This is a genomic window from Halomonas beimenensis (assembly GCF_002549795.1).
Lineage (GTDB): Bacteria > Pseudomonadota > Gammaproteobacteria > Pseudomonadales > Halomonadaceae > Halomonas > Halomonas beimenensis.
Window position 1 is genome coordinate 2,720,260 of the sequence record NZ_CP021435.1, and the last position, 25,235, is coordinate 2,745,494.

23 protein-coding genes are annotated in these 25,235 nt (G+C 68.6%); 14 read left to right on the top strand and 9 right to left on the bottom strand.

All coding sequences use genetic code 11. The annotated features are described in order from the left end of the window. Positions 1–2: 2 nt before the first annotated feature. From pdxR to BEI_RS12760, 5 genes are all read left to right on the top strand, one after another. Positions 3–1,472 carry a MocR-like pyridoxine biosynthesis transcription factor PdxR gene (gene pdxR, locus BEI_RS12740; RefSeq protein ID WP_097789870.1) on the top strand — a complete coding sequence of 490 codons (1,470 nt, stop codon included), beginning with the start codon at positions 3–5 and terminating at the stop codon, positions 1,470–1,472. Positions 1,473–1,801: 329 nt separating this feature from the next. Continuing rightward, the gene (locus tag BEI_RS12745; RefSeq protein ID WP_097789871.1) at positions 1,802–2,407 is read left to right on the top strand and encodes an RNA polymerase sigma factor; all 606 of its coding nucleotides are present in this window, start codon (positions 1,802–1,804) and stop codon (positions 2,405–2,407) included. Continuing rightward, entirely contained in the window at positions 2,400–3,182 is a 783-nt protein-coding gene (locus tag BEI_RS12750) for an anti-sigma factor (protein ID WP_097789872.1), read from the top strand. The genes BEI_RS12745 and BEI_RS12750 overlap by 8 nt, the downstream gene beginning before the upstream one ends. Before the next feature lie 58 nt (positions 3,183–3,240). After that, positions 3,241–3,645 carry a DUF7282 domain-containing protein gene (locus BEI_RS12755; RefSeq protein ID WP_097789873.1) on the top strand — a complete coding sequence of 135 codons (405 nt, stop codon included), beginning with the start codon at positions 3,241–3,243 and terminating at the stop codon, positions 3,643–3,645. 111 nt (positions 3,646–3,756) lie between these two features. Further along, on the top strand, positions 3,757–5,202 hold the full coding sequence (locus tag BEI_RS12760) for a cytochrome D1 domain-containing protein (protein WP_097789874.1): 1,446 nt from the start codon (positions 3,757–3,759) through the stop codon (positions 5,200–5,202). Between the two features lie 230 nt (positions 5,203–5,432). Here the strand turns inward: BEI_RS12760 and BEI_RS12765 are convergent, their stop codons facing one another. From BEI_RS12765 to xsc (BEI_RS12780), 4 genes are all read right to left on the bottom strand, one after another. Then, the gene (locus BEI_RS12765; RefSeq protein ID WP_097789875.1) at positions 5,433–6,872 is read right to left on the bottom strand and encodes an NAD(P)/FAD-dependent oxidoreductase; all 1,440 of its coding nucleotides are present in this window, start codon (positions 6,870–6,872) and stop codon (positions 5,433–5,435) included. A gap of 46 nt (positions 6,873–6,918) precedes the next feature. Further along, entirely contained in the window at positions 6,919–7,302 is a 384-nt protein-coding gene (locus tag BEI_RS12770; RefSeq protein WP_097789876.1) for a nuclear transport factor 2 family protein, read from the bottom strand. A 144-nt stretch (positions 7,303–7,446) separates the two neighbouring features. Continuing rightward, positions 7,447–8,583 (bottom strand): glycine oxidase ThiO, encoded by a 1,137-nt coding sequence (gene thiO, locus BEI_RS12775; protein ID WP_097789877.1) that lies wholly within the window; start codon positions 8,581–8,583, stop codon positions 7,447–7,449. Between the two features lie 137 nt (positions 8,584–8,720). Then, positions 8,721–10,541, bottom strand: a complete 1,821-nt coding sequence (gene xsc / locus BEI_RS12780) for a sulfoacetaldehyde acetyltransferase (RefSeq protein WP_227644474.1) — start codon at positions 10,539–10,541, stop codon at positions 8,721–8,723. Positions 10,542–10,768: 227 nt separating this feature from the next. Here xsc (BEI_RS12780) and BEI_RS12785 point away from each other — a divergent pair, with 227 nt between their 5' ends. The 5 genes from BEI_RS12785 to BEI_RS12805 are packed head-to-tail and all read left to right on the top strand — an operon-like array spanning position 10,769 to position 14,612. Continuing rightward, a complete protein-coding gene (locus tag BEI_RS12785) occupies positions 10,769–11,749 on the top strand; it encodes an AAA family ATPase (RefSeq protein WP_097789878.1) in 981 nt (326 codons plus the stop codon). Further along, positions 11,746–13,479, top strand: coding sequence for a cobaltochelatase CobT-related protein (locus BEI_RS12790; RefSeq protein WP_097789879.1), 1,734 nt, complete (start codon positions 11,746–11,748; stop codon positions 13,477–13,479). Before BEI_RS12785 ends, BEI_RS12790 begins: the two co-directional genes overlap by 4 nt. Positions 13,480–13,507: 28 nt before the next feature. Continuing rightward, positions 13,508–13,876, top strand: a complete 369-nt coding sequence (locus BEI_RS12795; protein ID WP_097789880.1) for a cupin domain-containing protein — start codon at positions 13,508–13,510, stop codon at positions 13,874–13,876. Between the two features lie 15 nt (positions 13,877–13,891). Next, complete coding sequence (locus tag BEI_RS12800) at positions 13,892–14,245, top strand: Lin0512 family protein (protein WP_097789881.1); 354 nt, start codon at positions 13,892–13,894, stop codon at positions 14,243–14,245. Continuing rightward, complete coding sequence (locus BEI_RS12805; RefSeq protein ID WP_097789882.1) at positions 14,238–14,612, top strand: Lin0512 family protein; 375 nt, start codon at positions 14,238–14,240, stop codon at positions 14,610–14,612. Before BEI_RS12800 ends, BEI_RS12805 begins: the two co-directional genes overlap by 8 nt. A gap of 33 nt (positions 14,613–14,645) precedes the next feature. Here BEI_RS12805 and BEI_RS12810 read toward each other — a convergent pair whose 3' ends face one another. From BEI_RS12810 to xsc (BEI_RS12820), 3 genes are all read right to left on the bottom strand, one after another. Beyond that, the gene (locus BEI_RS12810; RefSeq protein ID WP_097789883.1) at positions 14,646–15,395 is read right to left on the bottom strand and encodes a TSUP family transporter; all 750 of its coding nucleotides are present in this window, start codon (positions 15,393–15,395) and stop codon (positions 14,646–14,648) included. Positions 15,396–15,401: 6 nt separating this feature from the next. Continuing rightward, positions 15,402–16,427 (bottom strand): phosphate acetyltransferase, encoded by a 1,026-nt coding sequence (gene pta / locus BEI_RS12815; protein WP_097789884.1) that lies wholly within the window; start codon positions 16,425–16,427, stop codon positions 15,402–15,404. Positions 16,428–16,519: 92 nt separating this feature from the next. Next, the gene (gene xsc, locus BEI_RS12820; protein WP_227644474.1) at positions 16,520–18,340 is read right to left on the bottom strand and encodes a sulfoacetaldehyde acetyltransferase; all 1,821 of its coding nucleotides are present in this window, start codon (positions 18,338–18,340) and stop codon (positions 16,520–16,522) included. 196 nt (positions 18,341–18,536) lie between these two features. Here xsc (BEI_RS12820) and BEI_RS12825 point away from each other — a divergent pair, with 196 nt between their 5' ends. Together BEI_RS12825 and BEI_RS12830 are read left to right on the top strand one after the other, a co-directional pair. Beyond that, a complete protein-coding gene (locus BEI_RS12825) occupies positions 18,537–19,358 on the top strand; it encodes an IclR family transcriptional regulator (protein ID WP_097789885.1) in 822 nt (273 codons plus the stop codon). Between the two features lie 118 nt (positions 19,359–19,476). Beyond that, on the top strand, positions 19,477–20,613 hold the full coding sequence (locus tag BEI_RS12830; protein ID WP_097789886.1) for an aminotransferase class V-fold PLP-dependent enzyme: 1,137 nt from the start codon (positions 19,477–19,479) through the stop codon (positions 20,611–20,613). A 73-nt stretch (positions 20,614–20,686) separates the two neighbouring features. Here the strand turns inward: BEI_RS12830 and BEI_RS12835 are convergent, their stop codons facing one another. Together BEI_RS12835 and BEI_RS12840 are read right to left on the bottom strand one after the other, a co-directional pair. Further along, complete coding sequence (locus tag BEI_RS12835; RefSeq protein WP_097789887.1) at positions 20,687–21,373, bottom strand: CBS domain-containing protein; 687 nt, start codon at positions 21,371–21,373, stop codon at positions 20,687–20,689. 272 nt (positions 21,374–21,645) lie between these two features. Continuing rightward, positions 21,646–22,644, bottom strand: coding sequence for a substrate-binding domain-containing protein (locus tag BEI_RS12840; protein ID WP_097789888.1), 999 nt, complete (start codon positions 22,642–22,644; stop codon positions 21,646–21,648). 646 nt (positions 22,645–23,290) lie between these two features. Here BEI_RS12840 and rbsK point away from each other — a divergent pair. Both rbsK and BEI_RS12850 read left to right on the top strand, forming a co-directional pair. Continuing rightward, entirely contained in the window at positions 23,291–24,208 is a 918-nt protein-coding gene (gene rbsK / locus BEI_RS12845; RefSeq protein ID WP_227644475.1) for a ribokinase, read from the top strand. Between the two features lie 12 nt (positions 24,209–24,220). Next, positions 24,221–25,228, top strand: a complete 1,008-nt coding sequence (locus tag BEI_RS12850; RefSeq protein WP_097789890.1) for a nucleoside hydrolase — start codon at positions 24,221–24,223, stop codon at positions 25,226–25,228. Positions 25,229–25,235 lie beyond the last annotated feature (7 nt).

Genomic DNA, 25,235 nt, shown 5'->3' on the forward strand with positions numbered 1-25,235 from the left:
CCATGAGCCAACTCCTCTTCCATCTCGACCCCGACCTGCCGGAAAGCCTCCAGCGCCAGCTCAGGGAACAGATCGCGCGCGCCATTCTCGATGGTCACCTGCCACTGGAAGAGGCCCTCCCCTCGAGCCGCAAGCTGGCCAAGGAGCTGAACGTCGCCCGCAACACCGTGATGCTGGCCTACGAACAACTGCTCGACGATGGCTACCTGATCGCCAAGAAACGCAGCGGCTACTACGTCAACCCCGAGATTCTCGAGGGGCGAGCCGAGAAGCCGGTACGGCTCAACGACATCGATGCCGAACGCCTCCCCTGGGAGGACCTGCTGACCATGCACCCCTCCCGGCAGGCCACCATCAGCAAGCCCAGCGACTGGCATCGCTACGACTACCCGTTCATCTATGGCCAGATCGACCCGGAGCTGTTCCCCACCCAGCACTGGCGGGAGTGCAGCCGCGACTCCATGAGCGTGCCCGCGATCCGCAGTTGGGCCGTCGACCACCTCAACGACGACGACCCGCTGCTGATCGAGCAGATCCACAAGCGCCTGCTGCCGAGGCGGGGCGTCTGGGCGAACCCCGAGGAGATCCTGGTCACGGTGGGCGCCCAGCAGGCGCTCTGGATCACCAGCATGCTGCTGCTCAAGCAAGGCCGACGCTTCGGCATGGAGAACCCCGGCTATGTGGACATGTACAACATCGCCCGGACCTTCACCGATGACATCCGCCTCTTGCCGGTCGACGAGGCGGGCATGCGTCTCGAGGACGACATCACCGACTGCCAGCTGGTCTACGTCACCCCCAGCCACCAGGCGCCGACGACGGTCACCATGCCCCTGGAGCGACGTCGCCAGCTGCTGGACCTGGCCGAGACCGACAACTTCCTGATCGTCGAGGATGACTACGAGAGCGAGACCAACTACCTGGACAATCCCACACCGGCCCTGAAGAGCCTGGATCGCCACAATCGGGTGATCTACGTGGGCAGCCTCTCCAAGACCCTGGCCCCGGGGCTGCGGCTGGGTTACATGGTCGGCCCCCCGGCGCTGATCCGCGAGGCGCGGGCGCTGCGCCGGCTGATGCTGCGCCATCCCCCCACCAACAACCAGCGGGCCGTGGCGCTGTTCCTCGATCGCGGCTATCACGATGCGCTGCTGCGCCAGATCCACCAGACCTTCCACAGCCGCTGGGAGCGCATGGGCGACGCCCTGGCGCGCCACATGCCGCAATCGTCGGTGCCCTCCACCTATGGGGGGTCCTGCTTCTGGGTGAGGGGTCCCGAGGGGCTCGACTGCCATGAGCTCCGGCGCCTGGCCGCCGAGCAGGGTATCCTGATCGAGTGCGGGGACATCCACTTCTTCGACGCCCCCCGCCTCGAGTACTTCCGGCTCGGCTTCTCGGCGATTCCCGAGTCGCGCATCGAGCCGGGCATCGAGCGCCTGGCGGCGCTGATTCCGCAGGCCATGATGCCATGATGGAACAGAGCGCCACGATACGCTGACACGGACGGCTCATGACGACGGCATCCTGGCAGACTGCCCTCGCCTGAGCTTGGCTCGGCGGGCACCAACGCCGATCGACGGCAGCGCGCCCAGCGGACCTACCCGCTTCCCCTCCTGTCGCCATCGGCTCGATCCCCGCCCTCGCGCCTCGCCCCACCATCCCAGCGACACTCGGTACACCGAATGCCCCGGCCCCGGCGGAAGATCGTCCGGGGACATACCGCGCATCCGGCCGAAACGGGAATAACCCCGTGGGGTCATGACGTCTACCAAGAAGCACAACATCGTCGGGAGAGAAACGGATGCGGTTTCCAGGACAGGATTCGCTGCGCAGGAGGCACTATCGACGCCTGGTGCAGCCGCATATCCCGCACCTATTGTCCATCGCCACGCAACGCACGGGCAGCGTGGCCATCGCCGAGGATCTCGTCCAGGAGAGCTGCCTGCAGGCCTGGGAAAAGCTCGGGAGCCTGAAGACAGCCGAGGCGTCACGCCCCTGGCTGGTGAGGATCCTGCTGCGCCAAATCGCCGACCAGCGACGCTCCTGGGCACGTCGCCAGGAGCTGCTGCCGATCACGGACATCGAGGAAGGGCACTGGCAGGCCATCGCCAGCGAAGGCCCGGGGCCCTTCGAGCTCGTCGTGGAAGCGCAGTCCGATGCCCGTGTCACGTCCCTGCTGCGTCGATTGCCCGATGAGTTCGCCATCGTCGTCGAATTGCATGACCTGATGGGCTACCGCTACCGAGAGATCGCCGAAACCCTGGGCATTCCTCTGGGCACGGTGACGAGCCGGCTGGCTCGCGGCCGGCGCCTGCTGGCCGGACTGCTGGCCGATCGGCACTCCCGGGGCCTTCCCGGCCGCGGTAGCCGGACCTCGCAGGCCAAGGGAGGAGAAGGCCATGAGTGACCAAGACCGTTCGTGGGACGTCCAGGCGGTGAAGGAGCATGCCAACTGGTTGGAATGCGTGGCGCCTTACCTGGACGGCGAACTGAACGCCCGGGAACGTCGGGAGATGACTCGGCACCTGGCCACCTGCCCCCTCTGCCAGCGAGAGCTGGAACGGCAGCGAGCCGTGGCATGCCGACTGGAGGCGCTCAAGCCCACCGCAGAGTCCTCCGCCGCCATGGAGCGGCGTCTTCGGCGTCGCTTGCTGGGGACGCCGTCTCGACGTCCCCCCAGGCGGCCCTGGTGGGGCTGGCTCGGGTGGGGACTGGCCTTGGCTCAGGCCTGTCTGCTGGTGACCCTTTGGCTGCCGAGCTGGTCAGCCCGGGATGGCGTACCGATGGTGGACGATGCCGTGGCCGATTATCGGCATGTCCTGGCCGATCGACTGCCCCCCCGCTCCACCATGGACACCGACGCCCTGTCTCGCGCGCTCTCCCTGTCGATCGAGCCCCTTCAGGCGCCGGACGTGACCTTCCTCGGCGGCTGGGAGACGGTCCTTCAGGAACAGCCCGCCGCCGCCCTGGCTTATCGCGTCAAGGAGCAGGTGATCGTGCAATACGTGGTTACCGAACCCCTGTTCTTCAACCAGGCAAGCGTACGCGACGCCGTTGCTCGACAGGGCCATTACATCACCCGGCAGGGCCGTCAGGGAATCGTCGGCTGGCCGGACAGCCACGCAGGCTCGCTGCTGGTTGGCGAGCTGCCCACCGAGGAACTGGTCAGGCTCAGGCTCTGAGCGCTTTCCACCGAGTTCCTTTATTTCGTCACGACCTGCAAGACAAGGAGATTGCCGCATGATGCTTCGCTATTCCCTGGCTGCTGCCGCCCTCACGTTCGGCCTCGCCGGCACCGCTGCCGCTCAGAGCCTCGAGGTCTCGGCCCAATCGGCCGGCGATACCGCCACGGTGGATGCCGTCGACGTCGACGAGGCTGCCTTCGTGGTGGTGCACGAAAGCGATGCGGAAGGCAACATCGTCGCCCCCGCCTCCATCGGCCATGCCGCAGTGGCCGCGGGGGTAGAGACGGCCATCCGGATCCCCCTGGAACGGGAGGTAACGGCCGGCGAGCGCCTGTTCGTGATGCTCCACCGAGATAGCGGCGAGCCCGGCGTGTATGAGTTCGGCCCCGGCTCGGTGGACGTCGATCCCCCCATGATCCGGGAGGGCAAGCCCGTCGTTCGCCCCGTGCCGGTGCAGTGACACCGTGGGCCGGGCTTGCCCGGCCCTAGCCTTCTTTCCGCGAATCCGCCGCCGCCCCCGAGCACGGGGTGTGACTCACGGATTCGTCCGTCGCCCGACGAGAGGACGATCATGAAACCAGCCCTTCTTCCCTGGCTCGCCGCCTCCCTGCTGGCAAGCAGCGCTCCTGTGCTCGCCGCCCCCCAGGCGAATGCCGAGGGCGCAGAGCTCTATGCCCGCCACTGTGCCGACTGCCATCAACCGAACGGTGAAGGCCTGAGTGGCATCTTTCCGCCCCATCGCGGGCACGTCGGCGCGCTCTACGCCGCCCGGGGCACGCCCGATGGACGGCATTACCTGGGCCAGGTGGTATTGAATGGCCTGACCGGGCCGATCACCGTCAAGGATGAGACCTACGATGGCAACATGCCGGCCTGGGAAGGCGCGCTGCCCCCTGGCGAGATCGCCGCCGTGCTCAACTTCATGCTCCTCGAGCTCGACCCCGCGGGCCTGCCCGATGACTTCAGACCCTACACCGCCGAGGACATCGCCGACCTGAGCCGGGAGGACCTCGATGGCCAGGACGTCCGTCGCCTGCGTCAGGGGCTCGATCGGTTCGGCGAACAGGCCACGCCGACGGTGGCGAAAGCGGAGACACCGGCAGAGGACACGACGCCTCTGCCACTCGAGTCGCTCTTTCCCCAGGCGATCCAGGTGGCCGTGCAGAACAGCGGCCTCGTCACGGTGCTGCCCTCCGGGGAGGCCTGGCCGGGCATCGAGGGGGCCCACTACGATGCCCTGAGCCCGGACGGCACTCGACTGCTGGTCTCGGGTTTCAAGACCGGCAATGTCTATCTCCTCGATGCCCGCAGCGGCGATGTGGAAGCGACCCTTCCGGTGGGCGGAGTGGCACAGGGGGTGAAGATATCGCCCGACGGCCGCCTGGGCCTCGCGGCGTTGCCCGACGGCAACCGCGTGGCGGTGATCGACATGGAGGAAGGGGTGCTGATCGACCAGATCCCGGTCGGCCCGGAACCCCACAACAGCGTGTTCAGCGAGGACGGTGACCTGGCCTACGTGACGCTGCAAGGCGGCGGTGCCATCGCCGTGGTGGACATGCGGCAACTGGCGAAGCGCGATGAAATCGCGACCCCGGGCCTCGAGACGCCGCACAACCTGGACATCAGCGCCGATGGCCGCAGGCTGTGGATCCGGGACTTCGTCGGCCGGGTCGGCGTGCTCGACCTGGAAACGGAGGAAATGCTGAAGACACTGGCGGTCGGCAACGGCCACGGAGGGATCGATGTCATTCCCGGCGGAGCCTATGTGGCGACCGGGGCGATCGCGGACTCCACCATCAGCGTGATCGATGCGCGCGACTTGACGCTCGCCGCCGAGGTGGAGGTAGGCAGCGGTCCCCATGGCGTGAGGGCCAGCCGCGATGGTCGCTACCTGTACGCCTCGATCACCGCCGACGACACCGTGGCGGTGATCGATACCCGAACCCTGAAGGTAGTGGCTCGGGTCCCCGCGGGTGGCGCCTTCCCGTTCTGGATCGCCGTCCCCGGCAATCCTTGAGGCACGCGGTCCGATCGAGTGCGGGGACCTCCACTTCTGCGACGTCCCCGCCGCGAAGACCGCCGGCCCGGCTTCTCGGCGATCCCCGAGTCGCGCAGCGAGCCGGGCATCGAGCGCCTGGCGGCGCCGATCCCGCAGGCCGTCGGCACTCTCCGATCCCGAGCGCGATATCGCCCGCCCATGAAGAAGCCGCCTCGCGGGCGGCTTCTCGGATCTGGCTGGGGAGTGGCTCAGAGCACCTCGTCCTTCAGGTAGTACCAGCGATACAGGAAGCGCTGCCCGAAGCGCCGGAAGGGCGCGAAGGCCTGGGATTCGACCTTCTCCCGGAGGTTCGGGAACGGCAGCCTGGAGGTGAAGATCGGCAGGTCCAGCTCCTGGCCATGCCCGGCGATCCACTGGGCCAGGCGCCGCCCGGCCTGGGCGGAATACATGACCCCGTTGCCGCCATAGCCCAGGGCGTAGTAGATGGTCTCCCGCGGGTCGGGCTGGTGAATGCGCGGCATCATGTCATGGCTGACGTCGACCCAGCCCCACCAGGAGTAGTCGAGCTCGATGCCCTCGAGGGCCGGGAACTTGCGATGCATGTCGCCGACCAGCAGCCGCTCGTACTTCTTCTGGGGCGCATCGCGGCCGGTGATGGCGCTGCGGCTGCCGATCTGCAGGCGGTTGTCGGGCAGCAGCCGATAGTAGTGGCGCAGCACCCGGGTGTCGGTGATGATCTGGTGGGTGCGCAGGTTGCAGGCCTCGCGCTCCGCGTCGGTGAGCGGTCGCGTGACGATGGAGTTGGAGAGGATCGGCAACAGGCGGTTCTTGAGCTGGGGATGCAGGCTCTGGGAGGTATAGCCGCCGGTGGCGATGCCCACCGCCCGGGCCTTCACCACGCCGCCCGGCGTCTTGAGGTAGTGCACGCCGCCTCGGGTCTCCCAGCCCTGTACCGGGCTGGCCGGGTGGATCTTGACGCCCAGCGCCCGGGCCTTGCGATGATAGCCGAAGGCCAGCTTGCCGGCATGGATGCCGATGCCCTCGGGCTCGTGCATCGCCCCCGCGGCCTCCTGGTCGCCGATCCACTCGCGCTTGACCGTATCGGCATCCAGGATCCGCGCATCGTAGCCGAAGGTCTCCCGCAGCAGCTTGGCTTCCTTCTCCAGGGTCGGCATCACCTTGTCGCGGTGAGCCAGATACAGATGGCCACCCGGCTGGGGATCGCAATCGATGTCGGCGATCAATCCCTTGAAGGTGTCCATGGCGTCCAGGCACTCGCGATGCAGCTTCAGGGCGGTGTCCAGGCCGTAGCGCTGGATCCACTGGGAACGCTTGAGGCGGCCCGAGGCGCACTGGGCCTGCCCGCCGTTGCGGGTCGAGCAGCCCCAGCTGGTGCGGTTGGCCTCGAGCACGGTGGCCTTGATGCCGTACTCCCGGGCCAGGAAGATGGCGGCGGTCAGGCCGGTGAAACCGGAGCCGATGATCACCACGTCGGCATCCGTGTCCTGCGTGATCGGGCCGTCATCCGCCGGAGGCTCGCCGGCCGTCCCGATCCAGTAGGTGGGCGCATAGTCGCGTCCCGCCCCCGGGGTCGCACTCTTCAGGGGATCGTAGGCCGGATCGTACGGATGGGCGGGAGAGGTCGCCTGCTGCGTCGCCGCCCCGGCGTTTGGCATTGTTGTCTCCATGAGAGGACTCCTCGCAGTCGGATGCCGTGGTTCGGACCTCGTCGGATCAGGCGTTGACGGGCGGACGATTCTTGCGGAAGGCGTTCTTCACGGCGATCTTGCCGTCGCGGAAGGTGAAGGCATCGATCATCCGCGCCTCGCTGCGTACGCCGTCGGTGGTGGTGCCCTTGTAGGTGGACTCGGTGAAGCCCTTGTCGCCGATCACGTGGTGCTCGGCGTCGACCCAGCAGGCGTCCGGAGCGGTCTTCCAGGCGTTCTGCAGACCTTCGCGGACCTCGGCCTGTCCCACGAAGCTCTTGCCCTGCAGCTCCGGGCCGGCGATGGCGTGGAAGACGCAGTCCTCGGTCATCATGTCCATCACGGCGTCGATGTCATGACGGTTCAGGGCGTCGCTGAAGGCCTGGAGGAAGGTGGTGTCGGGTTGGCTCATGTCGGTCTCCTGAGAGTTGTCATTGTGAGGTGAAGCGCAGCGAGCGGGGCACTCGGCCCCCATCGCTTACGAGCCTACTGATCCCGCCGGCCCGGCATTAGCGCCAGTTGCCGGCGGGATATTGGGCCAGCCTCGCGGCCCGGCTTAGCCGGTCGCGGCCAGCGGTTCGGCGGCGGCCAGCCGCGCGGCCGGGCGGAAGGGCGTCGGGTCGAGGATCGGCGCGCGCCCCAGCAGCTCGTCGACCAGCAGTCGGGTCGCGGCCGGTGCCAGCACCAGGCCATTGCGGTAGTGGCCGGCATTGACGAACAGGCCCGCCACGCCGGGGATCTCGCCGATGAAGGGCAGGCCGTCGGGCGCCCCCGGCCGCAGCCCCGACCAGTGATGCTCGACCTCGCACTCGGCCAGCGCCGGCAGGATGGACACCGCGCTGGCATGCAGGGACGCCCGGGCCTCGGGGGTAGGCGTCTTGTCGAAGCCGGCCTCCTCCAGGGTCGAGCCCACCAGCACGCGCCCGTCGGCCCGGGGAATCAGATAGCGCCCGCCGCGCAGCACCACCCGTTCCAGCCACTGCCGGCTCCCGGTGACGGTCGGGGTCCTGAACACCATCATCTGCCCCTTGACCGGCCTGACCGGCAGGGCGATCCCCAGGGGCGCCAGGAGCTGGCCCGTCCAGGCCCCGCCGCACAGGATCACCCGGCCGGCCGTGAAGCGCCCGGCGGCGGTGTCGACGCCATGGATACGGCCGCGGGCCACCACCAGGCGCTCGACCGGGCAATGCTCGTGCAGGGTGATGCCCGGCAACGCCTGCAGCCGGGCACGCAGCGCCTGGCCCAGCCGGGGGTTGCGCAGGCTGCCCAGGGTGGGCATCCACAGCCCGCCCTCGAGGCCCTCGGTCAGGCGGGGTTCCCGGGCATAGACGGCATAGGCATCGACCCGGCTCAGGGGCTTGTCGACGCGCCCCGCCCAGGCCATGGCCTGGGGCGCGTCCTCCAGGTCGAGGTAGAGCAGCCCCTGGCGGCGAAACTCCGGGTCGATGCCGGTCGCCTCGGCCAGGTGGGCCGTCAGGTGGGGATAGCGGCCCTCCGACCAGCTCGCCAGTTGCGAGATGGGGGCCGGATGCCGCCAGGGATAGAGCGGCGAGACGATGCCGCCCCCGGCCCAGGAGGCCTCCCCCCCGCAGGGGCCTCGCTCCACGAGGGTCACCTCGTGACCGGCCTCGGCAAGTTGCCAAGCGGTCATCATGCCGATGACGCCACCACCGATGATCAGAAAGTCCTTCATGGGTCGTCTCCTCGAAACCGTGGTTGTGGGGAGTCATGACGCGGCCACAAAAAAGCCCCGGCCTGGCGCGTCTCGTCGCCGGTGAGGCCGGGGCTTGGCGAGGGCGTCAGCTCAGCGAGAGAGCGGCGCCGCCCGTCTTACACGTAGTCCTGGTACTTCTCCAGCAGCCGCACCGGCTTCTTCAGCGCGTCGCGGCGGAAGGGGTCGCCCAGCTCCCGGGTGCACATGATCTCCAGGATGCAGGTCTTGCCCTCGTTCATCTGCAGGTCCACCGCCTTCTTCAGCGCCGGGCCCACGTCCTCGATGCGATCCACGGTGATCCCCTCGGCGCCCATCGCCCGGCCGATCTCGGCGAAGCTCTGGTTGTCCAGCTCGCCGGCCACGAAGCGACGGTTGTAGAACTCCACCTGGTTCTTCTTCTCCGCGCCCCACTGGCGGTTGTGGAACACCACCGCGGTCACCGGGATGTTGTGGCGCACCGCGGTCATGGTCTCCATCAGGCTCATGCCCCAGGCGCCGTCCCCGGCGTAGGCGATCGCCGGACGCTCCGGCGCCGCCACCTTGGCGCCGATGATGGTCGGCAGCGCATAGCCGCAGTTGCCGAAGCTCATCGGCGCGAAGAAGCTGCGCGGCCGGTCGAAGCGCAGGTAGCTGTGCGCCACGGCGTTGATGTTGCCGATGTCGGTGGACACCATCACGTCCTCGGGCATCGCCTTCTCCAGCTCCCGCAGCACCTGGCGCGGGTGCAGGTACTCGCCGCCGGAGAACGGCGTCTCGCCGGCCGCCTCGTCGATGGCGTCGAGGCTGAACGGGTCCTTCTCGTGGGTCCACTCGTCGAGCTCGCGCTCCCACGCCGCCTTCTCGCTGGCGATCAGCTCGGCACGCTGCCCCTTGCTGGCGTCGCACTTGAGCTCGCGGCCCGCCAGGCGCTCGGTGATCGCCTCGGCGGCTTCCCTGGCGTCGCCGCAGATGCCCACCGCGATCTTCTTCACCAGGCCCAGCATCTTGTGGTCGGCGTCGATCTGGATGATCTTGGCGTCCTTCGGCCAGTAGTCCAGGCCGTGCTGCGGCAGGGTGCCGAACGGCCCCAGCCGCGTGCCCAGCGCCACCACCACGTCGGCCTGGGCGATCAGCTTCATGCCCGCCTTGGAGCCCTGGTAGCCCAGCGGCCCGCACCACAGCGGATGGCTGGCCGGGAAGGAGTCGTTGTGCTGGTAGCTGTTGACCACCGGCGCACCCAGCCGCTCGGCCAGCGCCTGGCAGGCGTCCACGCCGTCGGCCATCACCACCCCGCCCCCGGAGACGATCACCGGGAACTCGGCCTCGGCCAGCAGCGCCGCCGCCTCGTCCAGGGTCCGGGTGCCGCCCGGGCCGCGGTCCAGCCGCGACGGCTGGGGAATCTCGCACTCGATCTCGCCGTAGAAGTAGTCCCGCGGGATGTTCAGCTGGGTCGGGCCCATCTCCGACATCGCCCGATCGAAGCAGCGACCGGTGTACTCGGCCATCCGCGCCGGGTGGGTCACGTGGCCCTGGTACTTGGTGAACTCCTGGAACATCGGCAGCTGATGGCATTCCTGGAAGCCGCCCAGGCCGATGCCGGTGGTGCCCGCCTCGGGGGTGACGATGACCACCGGGCTGTGCGCCCAGTAGGCCGCGGCGATGCCGGTCACGCAGTTGGAGATGCCCGGGCCGTTCTGGCCGATCACCGTGCCGTGGCGCCCCGAGACCCGCGCATAGCCGTCGGCCATGTGCGCCGCGCCCTGCTCGTGCACCACCGGGATCAGCCGGATGCCGGCCGGGGCGAAGATGTCCATGGCGTCCATGAACGCCGAGCCCATGATGCCGAACATGTCGGTCACCCCGTTGGCGACCAGGGTCTCCACGAAGGCCTCCGAGGGCGTCATCGTCTGCTTGCCCTGCACGACCTGGCGGGTGTCTGCGGTGTTGTCTGTGCTCACGGGACCTCCGAGATCTTTTATTGGAACTTTTCATTCCGTTTTATGGAACGCGATGAGCACTCTAGGCGGAACCTCGGAGGGGCGTCAAGGCGAATTTCACTAAACGGTACGGTTTGATTCTTTTTATGAAACTGATCTATGCTCCCAGGACATTCCGGTCGCCCAGCTCACCGAGGCGGCCGGGAATCCCCTGATCGACGGTCCCGTGGCGGGACGAGGAGACACTGATGACAGAGCCCATGAACGCCCGGCCCGACCGGATGGTGTCGGCCCGCGAGCTCTTCGGCATCGACAGTGACCTGATGGTGCCCGCCTTCGGCGAGCGCGATGACTACGTGCCCGAGATCGACGAGGCGTATCGCTTCAATCCCGACGTGACCCTGGCCATCCTGGCCGGCTTCACCCGCAACCGGCGGGTGATGGTTCAGGGGCTTCACGGCACCGGCAAGTCCACCCACATCGAGCAGGTGGCGGCGCTCCTCAACTGGCCCTGCATGCGGGTCAACCTGGACGGCCACATCAGCCGCCTGGACCTGGTGGGCAAGGACGCCATCGTGGTGCGCGACGGCGTGCAGGTGACGGAATTCCAGGAAGGCATCGTGCCCTGGTCGCTGCAGCGCCCGGTGGCGCTGATCTTCGACGAGTACGACGCCGGCCGGCCGGACGTGATGTTCGTCATCCAGCGCATCCTGGAGCGGGACGGCCACTTCACCCTGCTCGACCAGAACCGGGTCATCCATCCCCATCCCCACTTCCGGTTGTTCGCCACCTCGAACACCCTGGGACTGGGCAACCTCAGCGGCCTCTACCAGGGCACCCAGGTCCTCAACCATGCCCAGATGGATCGCTGGAACATCGTCGCCAAGCTCGACTACCTGCCCCGGGACGAGGAGGCGGCCATCGTGCTCGGCCGGGTGCCCAGCAAGGACACCGAGAAGGGCCGCCGACTCATCGCTTCCATGGTGGCGGTGGCCAACCTGACCCGTCAGGGCTTCGCCGCCGGCGACCTGTCGACGCTGATGTCGCCCCGCACCGTGATCACCTGGGCCGAGAACTGCGAGATCTTCCGCAATCCCGCCCTCGCCTTCCGGCTGTCCTTCCTCAACAAGTGCGACGAGGCCGAACGGCCCATCGTCGCCGAGTACTACCAGCGCTGCTTCGGCGAGGAGCTCGACGAGTCCTGGCTGCGGGAGGCCGAGGCGTCATGAGCGCGAGCGCTCAGCAGCAGGCGCGCCGCCAGCAGCGGATCGAGGCCCTCTGCGCGGCCAGCCTGCGTGCCCTGACCGGTCGCCGCGACCTGCACTACCGCGGGCGGCGCCTCTACCAGGGTGAGGCGCGGCTGCCGACCCATGCCCCTCACCTGCGCCTCGACACGGGCCAGGCCGCCTTCGCCGACTGCCGCGCCGCCGCCGACGGCATGGCCCTGCGACTGCTCCATTCCGACGCGAGGTGGCATCGCGAGCACTGCCCCGAGGGGGCGGTCGAGCGCCTGGTCTTCGAGCTGCTCGAGCAACTCCGCGTGGAGACCCTGGCCCCCGCCGACATGCCGGGCATGGCCGCCAACCTGCGCCGACGCTTCGACGCCTGGTCCCGGGACTTCTGTCGCTCGGGCCTGACCGAGGGCAGCCTCGGCCTGCTGCTCTACACCGTGGCGCAGATGTGCTGGTCACGGCTCCATGCCCGCCCCGTGCTCGAGGAGACCGAGGACTACATCGAAGGGACCCGAGCGTCCCTGGTCGGGGACCTGGGTACGCCGCTCGCCGGGATTCGCCGGCACCGCCGGGATCAGGCGGCCTATGCCGAGCATGCCCTGGCCATCGCCCGGGTGGTCGGCGAGGGCGCGGTGGCCGAGCGCGCCGAGGCCGGGCAAGGCGAGGAGGACGGCGAGATCGAGGAGACGGTCGAGGAAGGCTTCGCCCTGCTGCTCGACTTCGACGAGGCGGACCAGGAAGGCGAGGGCCTCGCCACCGCGAAGAGCGGCCGCAGCAAGGCCTTCGAGGACGCCGAGCTCGCCTACCGGGTCTATACCACCCGTTACGATCGCGAGGTATCGGCCGCCAGCCTGGTGCGCCGCGCCCTGCTGCACGAGAACCGCGAGCGCCTGGACCGGGCCATCGCCGAGCAGGGCATCAACGTGCCGCGGCTCGCCCGCCGGCTCGGCCAGGTGCTCTGGCGGCCACGGCCGGACGGCTGGGCCTTCGGCGAGGAGGAGGGCCATATCGATGGCCGTCGCCTCGCCCAGCTGGTCAGCTCGCCGACCGAACGTCGCCTCTTCTACCGCGACCAGTACCGCCTGGGGACCGACTGCATCGTCAGCTTCCTGATCGACTGTTCGGGGTCGATGAAGCACCACAGCGAGCCGGTGGCGATGATGGTCGACAGCCTGATCCGGGCCCTGGAGATGATCGGGGCGCGGACCGAACTGCTGGGCTTCACCACCGGCGCCTGGAACGGCGGCCGTGCCTACCAGGAGTGGATGAGCCGCGGGCGCCCCCGGCATCCCGGGCGGCTCAACGGGCTCTGCCACATGGTCTTCAAGGACGCCGACCGCAGCTGGCGACGCGCCCGGCGCGACGTCGGCGCCCTGCTCAAGCCCGACCTCTTCCGTGAGGGCATCGACGGCGAGGCGGTGGACTGGGCCTGCGAGCGCCTGCTCGCTCGCACCGAGACGCGGCGCATCCTGATCGTGATCTCCGACGGCTGCCCGGCCGACAGCGCCACCAACCTGGCCAACGACGCCTACTACCTGGACAACCACCTCAAGGAAGTGGTCGCCCGGCGCACCCGGGAAGGCCAGGTGGAGATCCTGGGGCTGGGCGTGGGCCTGGACCTCAGTCCCTTCTATCGCCGTTGCCTGGCCACCGACATGTCCCAGGCACTGGACACCCACCTCTTCGACGAGATCGTCGAGCGGATCGGCGGCCGCCATCGGCGCTGATCCCTGCCCCTTCGCAGAGGAGAGTCCCATGACAATCAAGACCATCCACTTCGGCAAGGACCCCGGCGAGACCGCCCGGCGGCGCCTGGCCGACCTCCCGGCCCGCGTGGTCGAGGGCGACCCGCACCACGAATCCACGCTGCTGTTCGAGAGCCCCGACGGCCGGATGGTCGCCGGGACCTGGACCAGCACTCCCGGCAAGTGGCATGCCTTCACCGATCGCGACGAGTTCTGCTATATCCTCTCGGGCCATGTGCGGCTGATCGACGAGGACGGCGGCACCCGCACCTTCCGCACCGGCGATGCCTTCCTGATTCCCGACGGCTTTCGCGGTTACTGGGAGGTGCTGGAGACGACCACCAAGCACTTCGTGATCCGCCACCACGACACCGACTGACGACGGAGACCCGGCATGGCCAAGACCCGCATGGTGCACCAGTTCGGCCTGGGCAGTTCGATCCGCAGCCGCGACTACACCCAGGCCGCGGCCCGGGCGATCCGCGATGCCCTGTGGCACAACTCGCTCAACGTGGCCGACGCCTTCGGCTTTCCCAAGGACGCCATGCTGATCGACGTCGAGATCGGCATCCAGCAGCCCGAGGCGGTGGACACCGAGGCGCTGCTGGACATCTTTCCCTACGGCCAGCCGCGGATCTCGGTGGTCCAGGGCGGGCTCGACGTGGACAAGCCCGGCGGCGGGGGCACCACCGTGATCGCCAATGCCGCCGTCATCGTCTCCTTCGACATGGAGCGCGCGCATGACTGAACGACGCATCATCCTCGAGATGGGCACCGGCAACGACCTCTACGGCGAGGACTACACCAAGGCGGCCTGTCGCGCCGTGCAGGACGCCCTGCACCACTCCTCCATCGTGCTGTTCAAGTCGCTGGGCATCGACCATCGCCAGATGCGGGTCCAGGTGACCATCGGCGTGCAGGCCCCCGAGCGGGTCGATGCCGAGGTGGTGGCGGCCGAGCTGCCCCGCGGCCGTGCCGAGGTCGAGGTGGTGCACGGCGGCCTGAACGTCCACGACCCGGACAATGCCACCACCCACGTCATCGCCACCGCGGCGATCGCCGCCTTCCTGCCGATCGAGGCCGATGCCTGGCGGCTGCGTGAGGGCGCCGGCTGACCGCCTTGCGCCCCTTGCCGCCGATAGGGGCGTTCAGGTCGACTCGGAGAGGATCAGCCCGCCCCCGATCAGCATCAGGGTGACGAAGGCCAGGCGGCGCATGGCCAGGGAGGACAAGGGAGGCGGCCAGCGCCGCCCGGCATAGGTGGCCAACGCTACGACCGGTATGGCCCAGGCCGTGAGAGTGAGGATCTCGAGATCCAGCGCCCCCTTGAGGGCCACGAACAGGGTGCGCATGCCCGAGGTCGCGGCGAAGATCAGGATCAGCATGTTGCGGATCGCCACCGGCGCCAATGGTTGGCGGTAGCATTGGTAGATCACCGGCGGCCCGGCGATGCCGAAGAGTCCGCCGCACAGCCCCGAGAGCACCCCGCTGATGAAGAAGCTTATCCTGGAAGAGAGGGTCTCGCGCTGGCGGGGGCGCAGCACCAGGCTGAGTCCGCCGTAGCACACCACCAGGCCCAGGGCGATGCGCACCACGCTGGCGGCACTGGCACTGAGGAGATCGAGCAGCAGCACGCCGATGACCGTCGCCGGCACGATGCCGACGACGGTGGCCGCGATGACCGACATGTCGAGATGCTTCAGCTTCCCTGGCAGCGCCACCGCGCTGTTGGCCAGTGTCATCAGGCTGACCACCGCCGCCACCGAGGCCACGGGCGCCACCGCCAGCCCGCTGGTGGCGCCCATCACGATCATCCCCAGGCCGAAGCCGGTGACCGTCTGGAAGTAGCCGGCCAGGGCGGCGATGGCCAGGAAGGCGAGGGGAATCTCGAGGGTCATGGGCGTTCAGCCCGCCGCGGCAGCGGCCCGCGCCTCGGCGGCCTGGGCCTGGACGGTGGTCACGGCGATGACATGGTAGATGTCGTCGACGCTGCAGCCCCGCGACAGGTCGTTGGCCGGCTTGGCCAGTCCCTGGAGCAAGGGCCCGATGGCCTCGGCGCCGCCGATCCGTTCGGCCAGCTTGTAGCCGATGTTGCCGGCCTCCAGGTCGGGGAAGATCAGCACGTTGGCGTTGCCCTTGACCTGGGAGTCGGGCAGCTTGCGCTCGGCGATCTCGGCGACGATGGCCGCATCGAGCTGCACGTCCTCGTCGATGGCGAGCCCCGGGCGGCGCTCCTTCACCCGACGCGCCGCCTGGACCACCTTCTCCACGTTGCCGTGCTGGGCGCTGCCGCTGGTCGAGAACGACAGCATGGCGACCCGCGCCTGCTCGCCCAGCAGGGCCTCGGCGCTGTCCGCCGCGGCCATGGCGATCTGCGACAGCTGCTCGGCATCCGGGTCGATCACCAGGCCGCAGTCGGAGAAGATCATCCCGCCCTTGAGGCTGTGGAACGGCTGGCACAGCATCATCAGGAAGAAGCTGGAGACCAGACGACACCCCGGGGCCAAGCCCAGGATCTGGATGGCGCTGCGCACCACGTCTCCGGTGGTATGCACCGCCCCGGCCACGGATCCGTCGGCATGGCCCTCGCGGACCAGCATGTTGGCGAAGCACAGCGGCTCCCGGATCGCCGCCGCGGCGTCTTCCCGGGTCATGCCCTTCTTCCGGCGCAGCGCGAACAGCGCCTCCGCCAGCGACTCGGTGAGCGGCGAGTCGTCCGGGTCGATCAGTTCCAGGCGCGACAGGCTCAAGGCGCGGGATCTCGCCAGCTCGGCCAGCGTCGCCCACTTGCCCACCAGGGTGAGGTGAGCGATGCCGTCCTCGGCGGCCTTGACGGCCGCCTGCAGCACCCGTTCGTCCTCGCCTTCGCAGAGCACGATCCGTCGCGGCGAGCGGCGGGCGCGCGCCAGGATCTCGTTCAAGGCTTTCATGATTCGGCCTCCCGTCTCCGCCGCCCGGGGCGGCGGGGATGAAGAAAAAAGCCCCCCGACATCGTCGGGGGGAACACACCACGGCTGCCGCCTCAGACGTAGTCCTGATACTTCTCCAGCAGCCGCACCGGCTTCTTCAGCGCGTCGCGGCGGAAGGGGTCGCCCAGCTCCCGGGTGCACATGATCTCCAGGATGCAGGTCTTGCCCTCGTTCATCTGCAGGTCCACCGCCTTCTTCAGCGCCGGGCCCACGTCCTCGATGCGATCCACGGTGATCCCCTCGGCGCCCATCGCCCGGCCGATCTCGGCGAAGCTCTGGTTGTCCAGCTCGCCGGCCACGAAGCGACGGTTGTAGAACTCCACCTGGTTCTTCTTCTCCGCGCCCCACTGGCGGTTGTGGAACACCACCGCGGTCACCGGGATGTTGTGGCGCACCGCGGTCATGGTCTCCATCAGGCTCATGCCCCAGGCGCCGTCCCCGGCGTAGGCGATCGCCGGACGCTCCGGCGCCGCCACCTTGGCGCCGATGATGGTCGGCAGCGCATAGCCGCAGTTGCCGAAGCTCATCGGCGCGAAGAAGCTGCGCGGCCGGTCGAAGCGCAGGTAGCTGTGCGCCACGGCGTTGATGTTGCCGATGTCGGTGGACACCATCACGTCCTCGGGCATCGCCTTCTCCAGCTCCCGCAGCACCTGGCGCGGGTGCAGGTACTCGCCGCCGGAGAACGGCGTCTCGCCGGCCGCCTCGTCGATGGCGTCGAGGCTGAACGGGTCCTTCTCGTGGGTCCACTCGTCGAGCTCGCGCTCCCACGCCGCCTTCTCGCTGGCGATCAGCTCGGCACGCTGCCCCTTGCTGGCGTCGCACTTGAGCTCGCGGCCCGCCAGGCGCTCGGTGATCGCCTCGGCGGCTTCCCTGGCGTCGCCGCAGATGCCCACCGCGATCTTCTTCACCAGGCCCAGCATCTTGTGGTCGGCGTCGATCTGGATGATCTTGGCGTCCTTCGGCCAGTAGTCCAGGCCGTGCTGCGGCAGGGTGCCGAACGGCCCCAGCCGCGTGCCCAGCGCCACCACCACGTCGGCCTGGGCGATCAGCTTCATGCCCGCCTTGGAGCCCTGGTAGCCCAGCGGCCCGCACCACAGCGGATGGCTGGCCGGGAAGGAGTCGTTGTGCTGGTAGCTGTTGACCACCGGCGCACCCAGCCGCTCGGCCAGCGCCTGGCAGGCGTCCACGCCGTCGGCCATCACCACCCCGCCCCCGGAGACGATCACCGGGAACTCGGCCTCGGCCAGCAGCGCCGCCGCCTCGTCCAGGGTCCGGGTGCCGCCCGGGCCGCGGTCCAGCCGCGACGGCTGGGGAATCTCGCACTCGATCTCGCCGTAGAAGTAGTCCCGCGGGATGTTCAGCTGGGTCGGGCCCATCTCCGACATCGCCCGATCGAAGCAGCGACCGGTGTACTCGGCCATCCGCGCCGGGTGGGTCACGTGGCCCTGGTACTTGGTGAACTCCTGGAACATCGGCAGCTGATGGCATTCCTGGAAGCCGCCCAGGCCGATGCCGGTGGTGCCCGCCTCGGGGGTGACGATGACCACCGGGCTGTGCGCCCAGTAGGCCGCGGCGATGCCGGTCACGCAGTTGGAGATGCCCGGGCCGTTCTGGCCGATCACCGTGCCGTGGCGCCCCGAGACCCGCGCATAGCCGTCGGCCATGTGCGCCGCGCCCTGCTCGTGCACCACCGGGATCAGCCGGATGCCGGCCGGGGCGAAGATGTCCATGGCGTCCATGAACGCCGAGCCCATGATGCCGAACATGTCGGTCACCCCGTTGGCGACCAGGGTCTCCACGAAGGCCTCCGAGGGCGTCATCGTCTGCTTGCCCTGCACGACCTGGCGGGTGTCTGCGGTGTTGTCTGTGCTCATGGGTGTCCTCCCGGGGATGGCTGAGCGGCTGTTGTTATGGAAATAGCCATTTACGATACGATTGGTTCCGTAAAACGGAACACATCTCCAAGCTAGCCACGGGATCGTGCGTCGTCAACATCAATTTCAAAAAACGGTACAAATTGATTTCTTTTTAGGAACGAATTAGCCTGGAGGCAAAGAGGGAGAGGGCACCATGACCACCAATCGCACCGAAATGAGTCGCCTCGAGGGGGAGACACCGGCCCAGCGCCTGCTGGCCCTGCTCGAGGTCATTGCCGGGAAGGACCAGTTCTTCACGCTGCAGGGCATGGTGGAGGAGACGGGGCTTCCCAAGCCCACCCTGCATCGCATGCTCCAGCAGCTGGAGTCGTCCGGCATGCTGCAGCGCGAGGCCGATGGGCGCCACTACAGCAAGGGCAACCGGCTGCGGCGGCTCGCCGAGAACCTGCTGCTTCATGACACCGTCCACGGGGCCCGCCACGCGGTGTTGTCCGAGCTGGTCGAGGAGGTCGGGGAAAGCTGCAACATCACCGCCCTGTCGGGGGGCGAGGTGCTGTACCTGGACCGGGTGGAGACCTCGGCCCCGCTGCGCTTCTACCTGCATCCCGGCTCGCGGGTACCGGTGCATTGCTCCGCCAGCGGCAAGCTGTTCCTGGCCCAGATGGCGCCCGCCCAACGCAAGCGGCTGCTGGATCAGACGCCGCTGAAGGCGTTCACGCCCAACACCCTCACCGACCGGGCGGCGCTGGAGGCGGAGATCGAGACCGTTCGCGACAACGGCTACGCCTTCGACGACGAGGAGTTCCTGCCCGGTCTGCTGTGCATCGCGGTGCTGGCGCCCCACCCCGAGGGCCCCTCGAACGTCGGCCTGGCCATCCAGGCGCCGGTGATGCGCATGACCCGGGAGAAGGCCCTGGCCTGCCTGCCGGCCCTGCAACGCGCGGCCCAGGCCATCGCCGACATCAGCTGGGACGCGGTTCCCGAGGCCGAGGAGCTGGCGACGGCGGACCACTGAGGGGGCGGCACCGGGCTGCAGATACGCCCCGGGGTGCCCTCACACTGGCCTGCGCCGCGGATTCCGCATATCCTCGAAGCCATCGACCGTAGGCCCGCACCGCAACAGGGAGACTGCAATGGCCGGTTTGTTACCCGATGTCGACCCCGATGGACTGCTCGAGTACTCGGTGGTCTACACGGACCGTTCCCTCAACCACATGTCGAAGAGTTTCCAGGAAGTGATGCGCGACGTCTCCGCCTCCCTGAAGCGGGTCTATCGCGCGCATTCCGCCGTCATCGTGCCCGGCAGCGGTACCTATGGCATGGAAGCGGTGGCCCGCCAGTACGCCACCGACCGGCGCTGCCTGGTGATCCGCAACGGCTGGTTCAGCTATCGCTGGAGCCAGATCCTCGAACGGGGCCAGATCCCTTCGGACCTCTACGTGCGCAAGGCGCGCCGGCTGGACGACGATGACCCGATGTCCCCCTTCGCCCCGCCGCCCGTCGAGGAGGTGATCGAGGCCATCCAGGACCAGAGGCCCGACCTGGTCTTCGCGCCTCACGTGGAGACCGCCTCGGGCATCAAGCTGCCGGACGATTACATCCGCCGCATCAGCGAGGCCATCCACGAGGAGAACGGCCTGATGGTGCTGGACTGCATCGCCTCGGGCACCGACTGGGTCGACATGCAGGACACCGGCGTGGACATCCTGATCAGCGCCCCCCAGAAGGGCTGGAGCGGCTCCCCCTGCTGCGGCATGGTGATGCTCTCGCGGCTGGCCCGGGACATCATCGAGGAGACCGAGAGCTCGAGCTTCGCCTGCGATCTCAAGAAGTGGCTGTCGATCATGGAGACCTACGAGGCGGGCGGCCATGCCTATCACGCCACCATGCCCACCGACGGCCTGCGCACCCTGCGCGACGTCATGGCCGAGACCGAGGATTACGGCCTGGAGAAGGTCCGCGACGAGCAGCTCGAGCTGGGCCGCCGGGTCCGCGAGCTGCTCGCCGAGCACGGCTACCCGAGCGTCGCCGCCCCGGGCTTCGAGGCCCCGGGCGTGGTGGTGAGCTACACCCGCGACCCGGACATCGCGGTCAAGTTCGCCGCGGCGGGCCTGCAGGTGGCCACCGGTGTGCCCCTGATGTGCGACGAGGGCGACGACTTCCGCACCTTCCGTATCGGCCTGTTCGGCCTCGACAAGCTGCACCACATCGATCGCACCCTCGAGCACCTGCAGGAAGCGATCACCCGCATCGAGACCACCGACGAGTGAGCCTGATCGGCATGACGCACCACTGAAAAGGGCGGCCCTTGGGCCGCCCTTTTCGTGACTCGGTGATGGCGACTCAGACGCCGCCCATGCCCCTGGGCAGGAACCCCAGGTTGTTCTCCACCGCCTTGACCCCCGGGGTGTTCTCGGCGGCCACCTGGACGGCCCAACGCTGCTCCTTGCTGTCCACCAAGCCCCACAGCTGCACCTTGCCCTCGGCGACGATGACGTTGAGCCGCTCCACCATCACCCCGGTGTGCTTGTCGACCTCCTGGAGGATGGCGTCGCGAATCTCGCGGTCGTCGCCGCTGGCCTGGGTCGCCGGTGCCTCCACGGAGAAACCACGCAGCAGGTTGGAGCGGCTGACGATCCCCACCACACGGCCCTCCCGGACCACCGGCACCCGCTTGATGCGGCGTTTCTCCAGCAGTTGCGCGATCTCGTGCAGGGGAGCGTCCTCGTCCACGGTGATCGGGTTAGGCGTCATGATCTCGCCCGCCAGGCGACCATGGGTACGCACGTAGTCGGCGGCCTCGTCGCCGGTGGAGAACAGCCGCAGCCACCAGGAGCGCGCGCCCTCGTCCTCGTTCTCGATGCGGCGGATCAGGTCGCCCTCGCTGACGATGCCCAGCAGGTGATCCTGGCCGTCGACGACCGGCACCGCGCTGATGCCATGCTCGAGCAAGAGGCTCGCGATCTCGCGAACCTCGCTGTCGGGGGACACGGTGATGACATTGGGCGTCATGACGTCTGCGGCGCGCATGGGACATCCTCCTGGGAAACGGGAATCAGAATGCGGCCACCTTCCTCGGCGGCCTCCTCTACACCATAGCAAGCCCCCAGGCACGAGGCCTTGATCCCGGGCAAGCCGAGTCCGGCATTCAGCCGCCATGGCCCGTGCCTCGGGTTCTTCGCGCATCGACGTGACACGGGCAAGCCCCGTCTAGGTGGCGTGTGCCCGGCATAATGCAATGGTCCTCAATACGATGGCGCGACGCCTCGGCCATCGGAGGCTCGGCTCCGGTCCCGACGTCGTCAGCCCGGGGGGGGCTTCACGGAATCGCGGACGATGAGTTCCGGCGGGATCCGCAGGTGCTCGGACACCGGTACCCTGGCGGCGATGGCCGAGGTTATCAGCCGGCAGGCCTCGCGACACATGGTGTCGGTCTGCTGGCGAACGGTGGTCAGGGCAGGGATGAGCAGGCGGGCGATCTCGATGTCGTCATAACCGATGACCGAGAGGTCGTCGGGCACGCTGAGCCCCTGGCGGGTGGCCTGACTGATGGCCCCGAGCGCTGACAGGTCATTGAAGGCGAAGAGGGCGGTGGGGCGGCGCTCGCCCCGGCACAGCCGGCGAATGGCGGCTTCCCCGCCATCGACCTCCAGGTTGCCGGGAAAGACCCAGTCGGGGTCGAGGGCGATGCCGGCCTCCCTCAGGGCACGGCTGAAGCCGCGATAGCGCCGGGACGACTGATGATGCTCGGCCGGTCCCGTGATGCAGCCGATCGCCCGATGCCCCTGCGCGATCATATGCGATGTCGCCAGATAGCCGCCCTGCTCCGAATCGTCGCTGACGCTCGCCAGTCCCGGTGCCTCCATGTCCAGCAGCACGACCGGAAAGGGGCAGGACGCCAGCAGCTCACGATAGGCCGGGGACATCACGGATTCCAGGACCAGCAGGCCATCGATGCGCTTCCCCTTGAGCGTGCGGATATAGCTGCGCTGCTTGTCGATGTCCCGCCCCGAGTTGCACAACATCAGGTTAAAGCCGGCGGCATAGAGCGACGACTCGAGCCGGGACACCACCTCCGCGAAATAGGGGTTGGCCGAGCTGGTCACCAGCATCCCCACCGTATGGGTCATGTGCTTCTTCAGGGACTGCGCCGAGCTGCTCGGGGTGTAGTCGAGCCGCTCGACCGCCGCCCTCACCCTCGCCCGCGTCTCCTCCTTGACGAAGCGCGTCCCGTTGAGCACATGGGAGACGGTGGAAACGGAGACTCCCGCCGCCTTCGCCACATCGGTGATCGTCACCATCGCCTTGCTCCCGCCATCACGGCTCCCCCTCTTGCCCGGTCATGTCATCGAGCGCCTCACCCCTGGCCCTGAACGCTCGCCGCGCCTCCTCCCCCGGCCCCCACGGGCCGTTCGCAGCGTCGCCCGTGGTGGGCAAGGGGCGGCGCCCAACTGCCCGTCGATAATAACCCATTGATTTATCTAAATGTAGGAAAGCGGGAACCCATGACGAGGCCTCAGGGTCGCCGGGGCGATACCGCCTCGCCCGTGGCCCCGGGACGATGCTCCAGGATGGGCTGTTTGTCGATCATTCTAGGCAAAACTCTTCAGAAAAACGATTGCGCAAACGTTTTCCTTTGAATAGGGTGGTGAAAAAACAACGACAGCCAAGCCAGGAACACCACGATGGACGCTTCATCCCCGGACGCTCGCCACCGCCACGACGGAGGCCAACGCCCTTCCGCCTCGGCCGCCCAGCCGTGGCTCGACGCGATGCCGAGCCAACTCGCGATCGGCCCGACCGCCTCGGCACCGGCTCCGGCCGGCCATGGCCGAAGGGGCGCTGCCACCCAAGGCGTCGCGACCGTCGTCTCTCGATCCAGACAACCTCAGGGTGACCGCTTTGACTCTTCCCCCCTCGACTCAACCTCATGACACGGCGCCGACCGTGCCCGCCGACGTGGTCGTCGTCGGCAGCCTGAACATGGACCTGGTGGTGCGAACCCCGCGGCTGCCACAGCCCGGCGAGACCCTGACCGGTCATGGCTTCACCACCACCGCCGGCGGCAAGGGCGCCAACCAGGCCGTGGCGCTCGCCCGGCTGGGCACCGCGACGGCGATGGTCGGCTGCGTCGGCGACGACGACTATGGCCATGCCTTGCGGGATGGCCTCGAGCGCGAGGGGATCCACTGCCAGGGGATACGACGGTGTGGGGAGCAGCCGACTGGCGTGGCCGTGATCCAGGTGGACGACGACAGCCGCAACAGCATCGTGGTCACCCCCGGCAGCAACGGCGAACTGACCCCCGCGGACGTGGAGGGCTGCGACGCCCTGCTGGCCTCGGCCCGACTGGTGATCTGCCAGCTGGAGACCCCCCTGGCGACGGTGCGCCACGCCCTCGAACGGGCCCGCCACCATGGCTGCCTCACCCTGCTCAATGCCGCCCCCGCCATGTCGCTGCCCCGCGACCTCCTGGCGTTGGTCGACTGGTTGGTGGTCAACGAGTCCGAGGCCGCGGCCCTCTCCGGGCAGACCGTCACCCATCCCGACGAGGCCGCCCGGGCCGTGCAATGCCTACGTAAGGCGGGCTGCCGCCAGGTACTGATCACCCTGGGCGCCCAGGGGGTGGTCGCGGCGGTCGACGACCGCCTGCATCACTATGCCGCGCGGCCGGTGACGGCCATGGACACCACGGCGGCCGGCGACACCTTCGTCGGCGCCTTCGCCGCGGCGCTGTCGCGCGGCGAGGGCATCGAGGCGGCCATCCGCTACGGTCAAGCCGCGGCGGCCATCGCGGTCACCCGGGCCGGTGCCCAGGCATCGATCCCCCGGCACGACGAAATCCTTCCCCCCGCGCATTCCTGAAGGAGAACCCTCATGACCAGCGCACATCCCGGCGACCGGACATCGCCGATCAAGGTACTCTTCGACACCGACCCGGGCGTCGACGACGCCATGGCGCTGCTGTTCCTGCATCGCCATCCGGCCATCGAGCTGATGGGTATCACCACGGTGCACGGCAATGCCCGAACCGACACCACCACCCGCAACGCCCTCTACCTGGGCGAGCACTTCGGCCTGGAGACGCCCATCGCCCGCGGCGCCGCCGAGCCCCTGGTGATGCCCAAGTCACCGCCGCCGACCTTCGTGCATGGCGACGACGGCCTCGGCAACGTCGGCCTGACCTTCGAGCCGACCCGCCGGCCCGACCCCCGCCCGGCCTACCGCCTGATCATCGACACGGTGCGCCGCCACCCCGGCGAGATCACCCTGATCGCGGTCGGCCCCCTGACCAACCTGGCCCTGGCGCTCAAGGAGGCCCCGGAGATCGCCCCCCTGGTCAAGGAGGTCGTGGTCATGGGCGGCGCCTTCGGAGTCGGCGGCCAGGGCGGCAACATCACCCCCGTGGCCGAGGCCAACATCCACGGCGACCCCCATGCCGCCGACCTCGTCTTCACCGCCGCCTGGCCGGTCACCGTGGTCGGCCTGGACGTCACCCATCGGGTGCTGATGACCGACGCCGACTTCCGGCGGCTGCGCGAGCTTGGCGGCGAGGATGGCGACTTCATGTGGTCGATCTCGCGCCACTACGTGGACTTCTACTCGGAGCGCGAGGCCATCGACGGCTGCTATGTCCACGACTCCAGCGCAGTGGCCTATGTCCTCGACCCGAGCCTGTTCGAGGTCCGCCAGGGACCGGTGCGTGCCGTAGGCGACGGCCTTGCCATGGGCCAGACCATCCAGCGCCCCGACGACCGGGACTTCCCCCCCACCGCCTGGGACGGCCTGCCGTCACAACGGGTCTGCGTGGACGTCGACGGCCCGCGCCTCATGCGGCTGTTCATGGACACCTTCATCGCCCCCGGCCGCGCGGAAGACGCCTGAGGGGCGC

What these genes read in the sequence shown, in the direction of transcription:
- BEI_RS12770 (WP_097789876.1), bottom strand. Translation starts at nt 7,302, where the DNA reads ATGAGCCAACCCGACACCACCTTCCTCCAGGCCTTCAGCGACGCCCTG.
- BEI_RS12840 (WP_097789888.1), bottom strand. Translation starts at nt 22,644, where the DNA reads ATGGTGACGATCACCGATGTGGCGAAGGCGGCGGGAGTCTCCGTTTCC.
- BEI_RS12800 (WP_097789881.1), top strand. Translation starts at nt 13,892, where the DNA reads ATGGCCAAGACCCGCATGGTGCACCAGTTCGGCCTGGGCAGTTCGATC.
- BEI_RS12755 (WP_097789873.1), top strand. Translation starts at nt 3,241, where the DNA reads ATGATGCTTCGCTATTCCCTGGCTGCTGCCGCCCTCACGTTCGGCCTC.
- BEI_RS12825 (WP_097789885.1), top strand. Translation starts at nt 18,537, where the DNA reads ATGACCACCAATCGCACCGAAATGAGTCGCCTCGAGGGGGAGACACCG.
- BEI_RS12805 (WP_097789882.1), top strand. Translation starts at nt 14,238, where the DNA reads ATGACTGAACGACGCATCATCCTCGAGATGGGCACCGGCAACGACCTC.
- BEI_RS12795 (WP_097789880.1), top strand. Translation starts at nt 13,508, where the DNA reads ATGACAATCAAGACCATCCACTTCGGCAAGGACCCCGGCGAGACCGCC.
- BEI_RS12835 (WP_097789887.1), bottom strand. Translation starts at nt 21,373, where the DNA reads ATGCGCGCCGCAGACGTCATGACGCCCAATGTCATCACCGTGTCCCCC.
- xsc (WP_227644474.1), bottom strand. Translation starts at nt 18,340, where the DNA reads ATGAGCACAGACAACACCGCAGACACCCGCCAGGTCGTGCAGGGCAAG.
- BEI_RS12760 (WP_097789874.1), top strand. Translation starts at nt 3,757, where the DNA reads ATGAAACCAGCCCTTCTTCCCTGGCTCGCCGCCTCCCTGCTGGCAAGC.
- BEI_RS12810 (WP_097789883.1), bottom strand. Translation starts at nt 15,395, where the DNA reads ATGACCCTCGAGATTCCCCTCGCCTTCCTGGCCATCGCCGCCCTGGCC.
- BEI_RS12830 (WP_097789886.1), top strand. Translation starts at nt 19,477, where the DNA reads ATGGCCGGTTTGTTACCCGATGTCGACCCCGATGGACTGCTCGAGTAC.
- pta (WP_097789884.1), bottom strand. Translation starts at nt 16,427, where the DNA reads ATGAAAGCCTTGAACGAGATCCTGGCGCGCGCCCGCCGCTCGCCGCGA.
- BEI_RS12745 (WP_097789871.1), top strand. Translation starts at nt 1,802, where the DNA reads ATGCGGTTTCCAGGACAGGATTCGCTGCGCAGGAGGCACTATCGACGC.
- BEI_RS12750 (WP_097789872.1), top strand. Translation starts at nt 2,400, where the DNA reads ATGAGTGACCAAGACCGTTCGTGGGACGTCCAGGCGGTGAAGGAGCAT.
- BEI_RS12850 (WP_097789890.1), top strand. Translation starts at nt 24,221, where the DNA reads ATGACCAGCGCACATCCCGGCGACCGGACATCGCCGATCAAGGTACTC.
- BEI_RS12785 (WP_097789878.1), top strand. Translation starts at nt 10,769, where the DNA reads ATGACAGAGCCCATGAACGCCCGGCCCGACCGGATGGTGTCGGCCCGC.
- thiO (WP_097789877.1), bottom strand. Translation starts at nt 8,583, where the DNA reads ATGAAGGACTTTCTGATCATCGGTGGTGGCGTCATCGGCATGATGACC.
- BEI_RS12765 (WP_097789875.1), bottom strand. Translation starts at nt 6,872, where the DNA reads ATGGAGACAACAATGCCAAACGCCGGGGCGGCGACGCAGCAGGCGACC.
- BEI_RS12790 (WP_097789879.1), top strand. Translation starts at nt 11,746, where the DNA reads ATGAGCGCGAGCGCTCAGCAGCAGGCGCGCCGCCAGCAGCGGATCGAG.
- pdxR (WP_097789870.1), top strand. Translation starts at nt 3, where the DNA reads ATGAGCCAACTCCTCTTCCATCTCGACCCCGACCTGCCGGAAAGCCTC.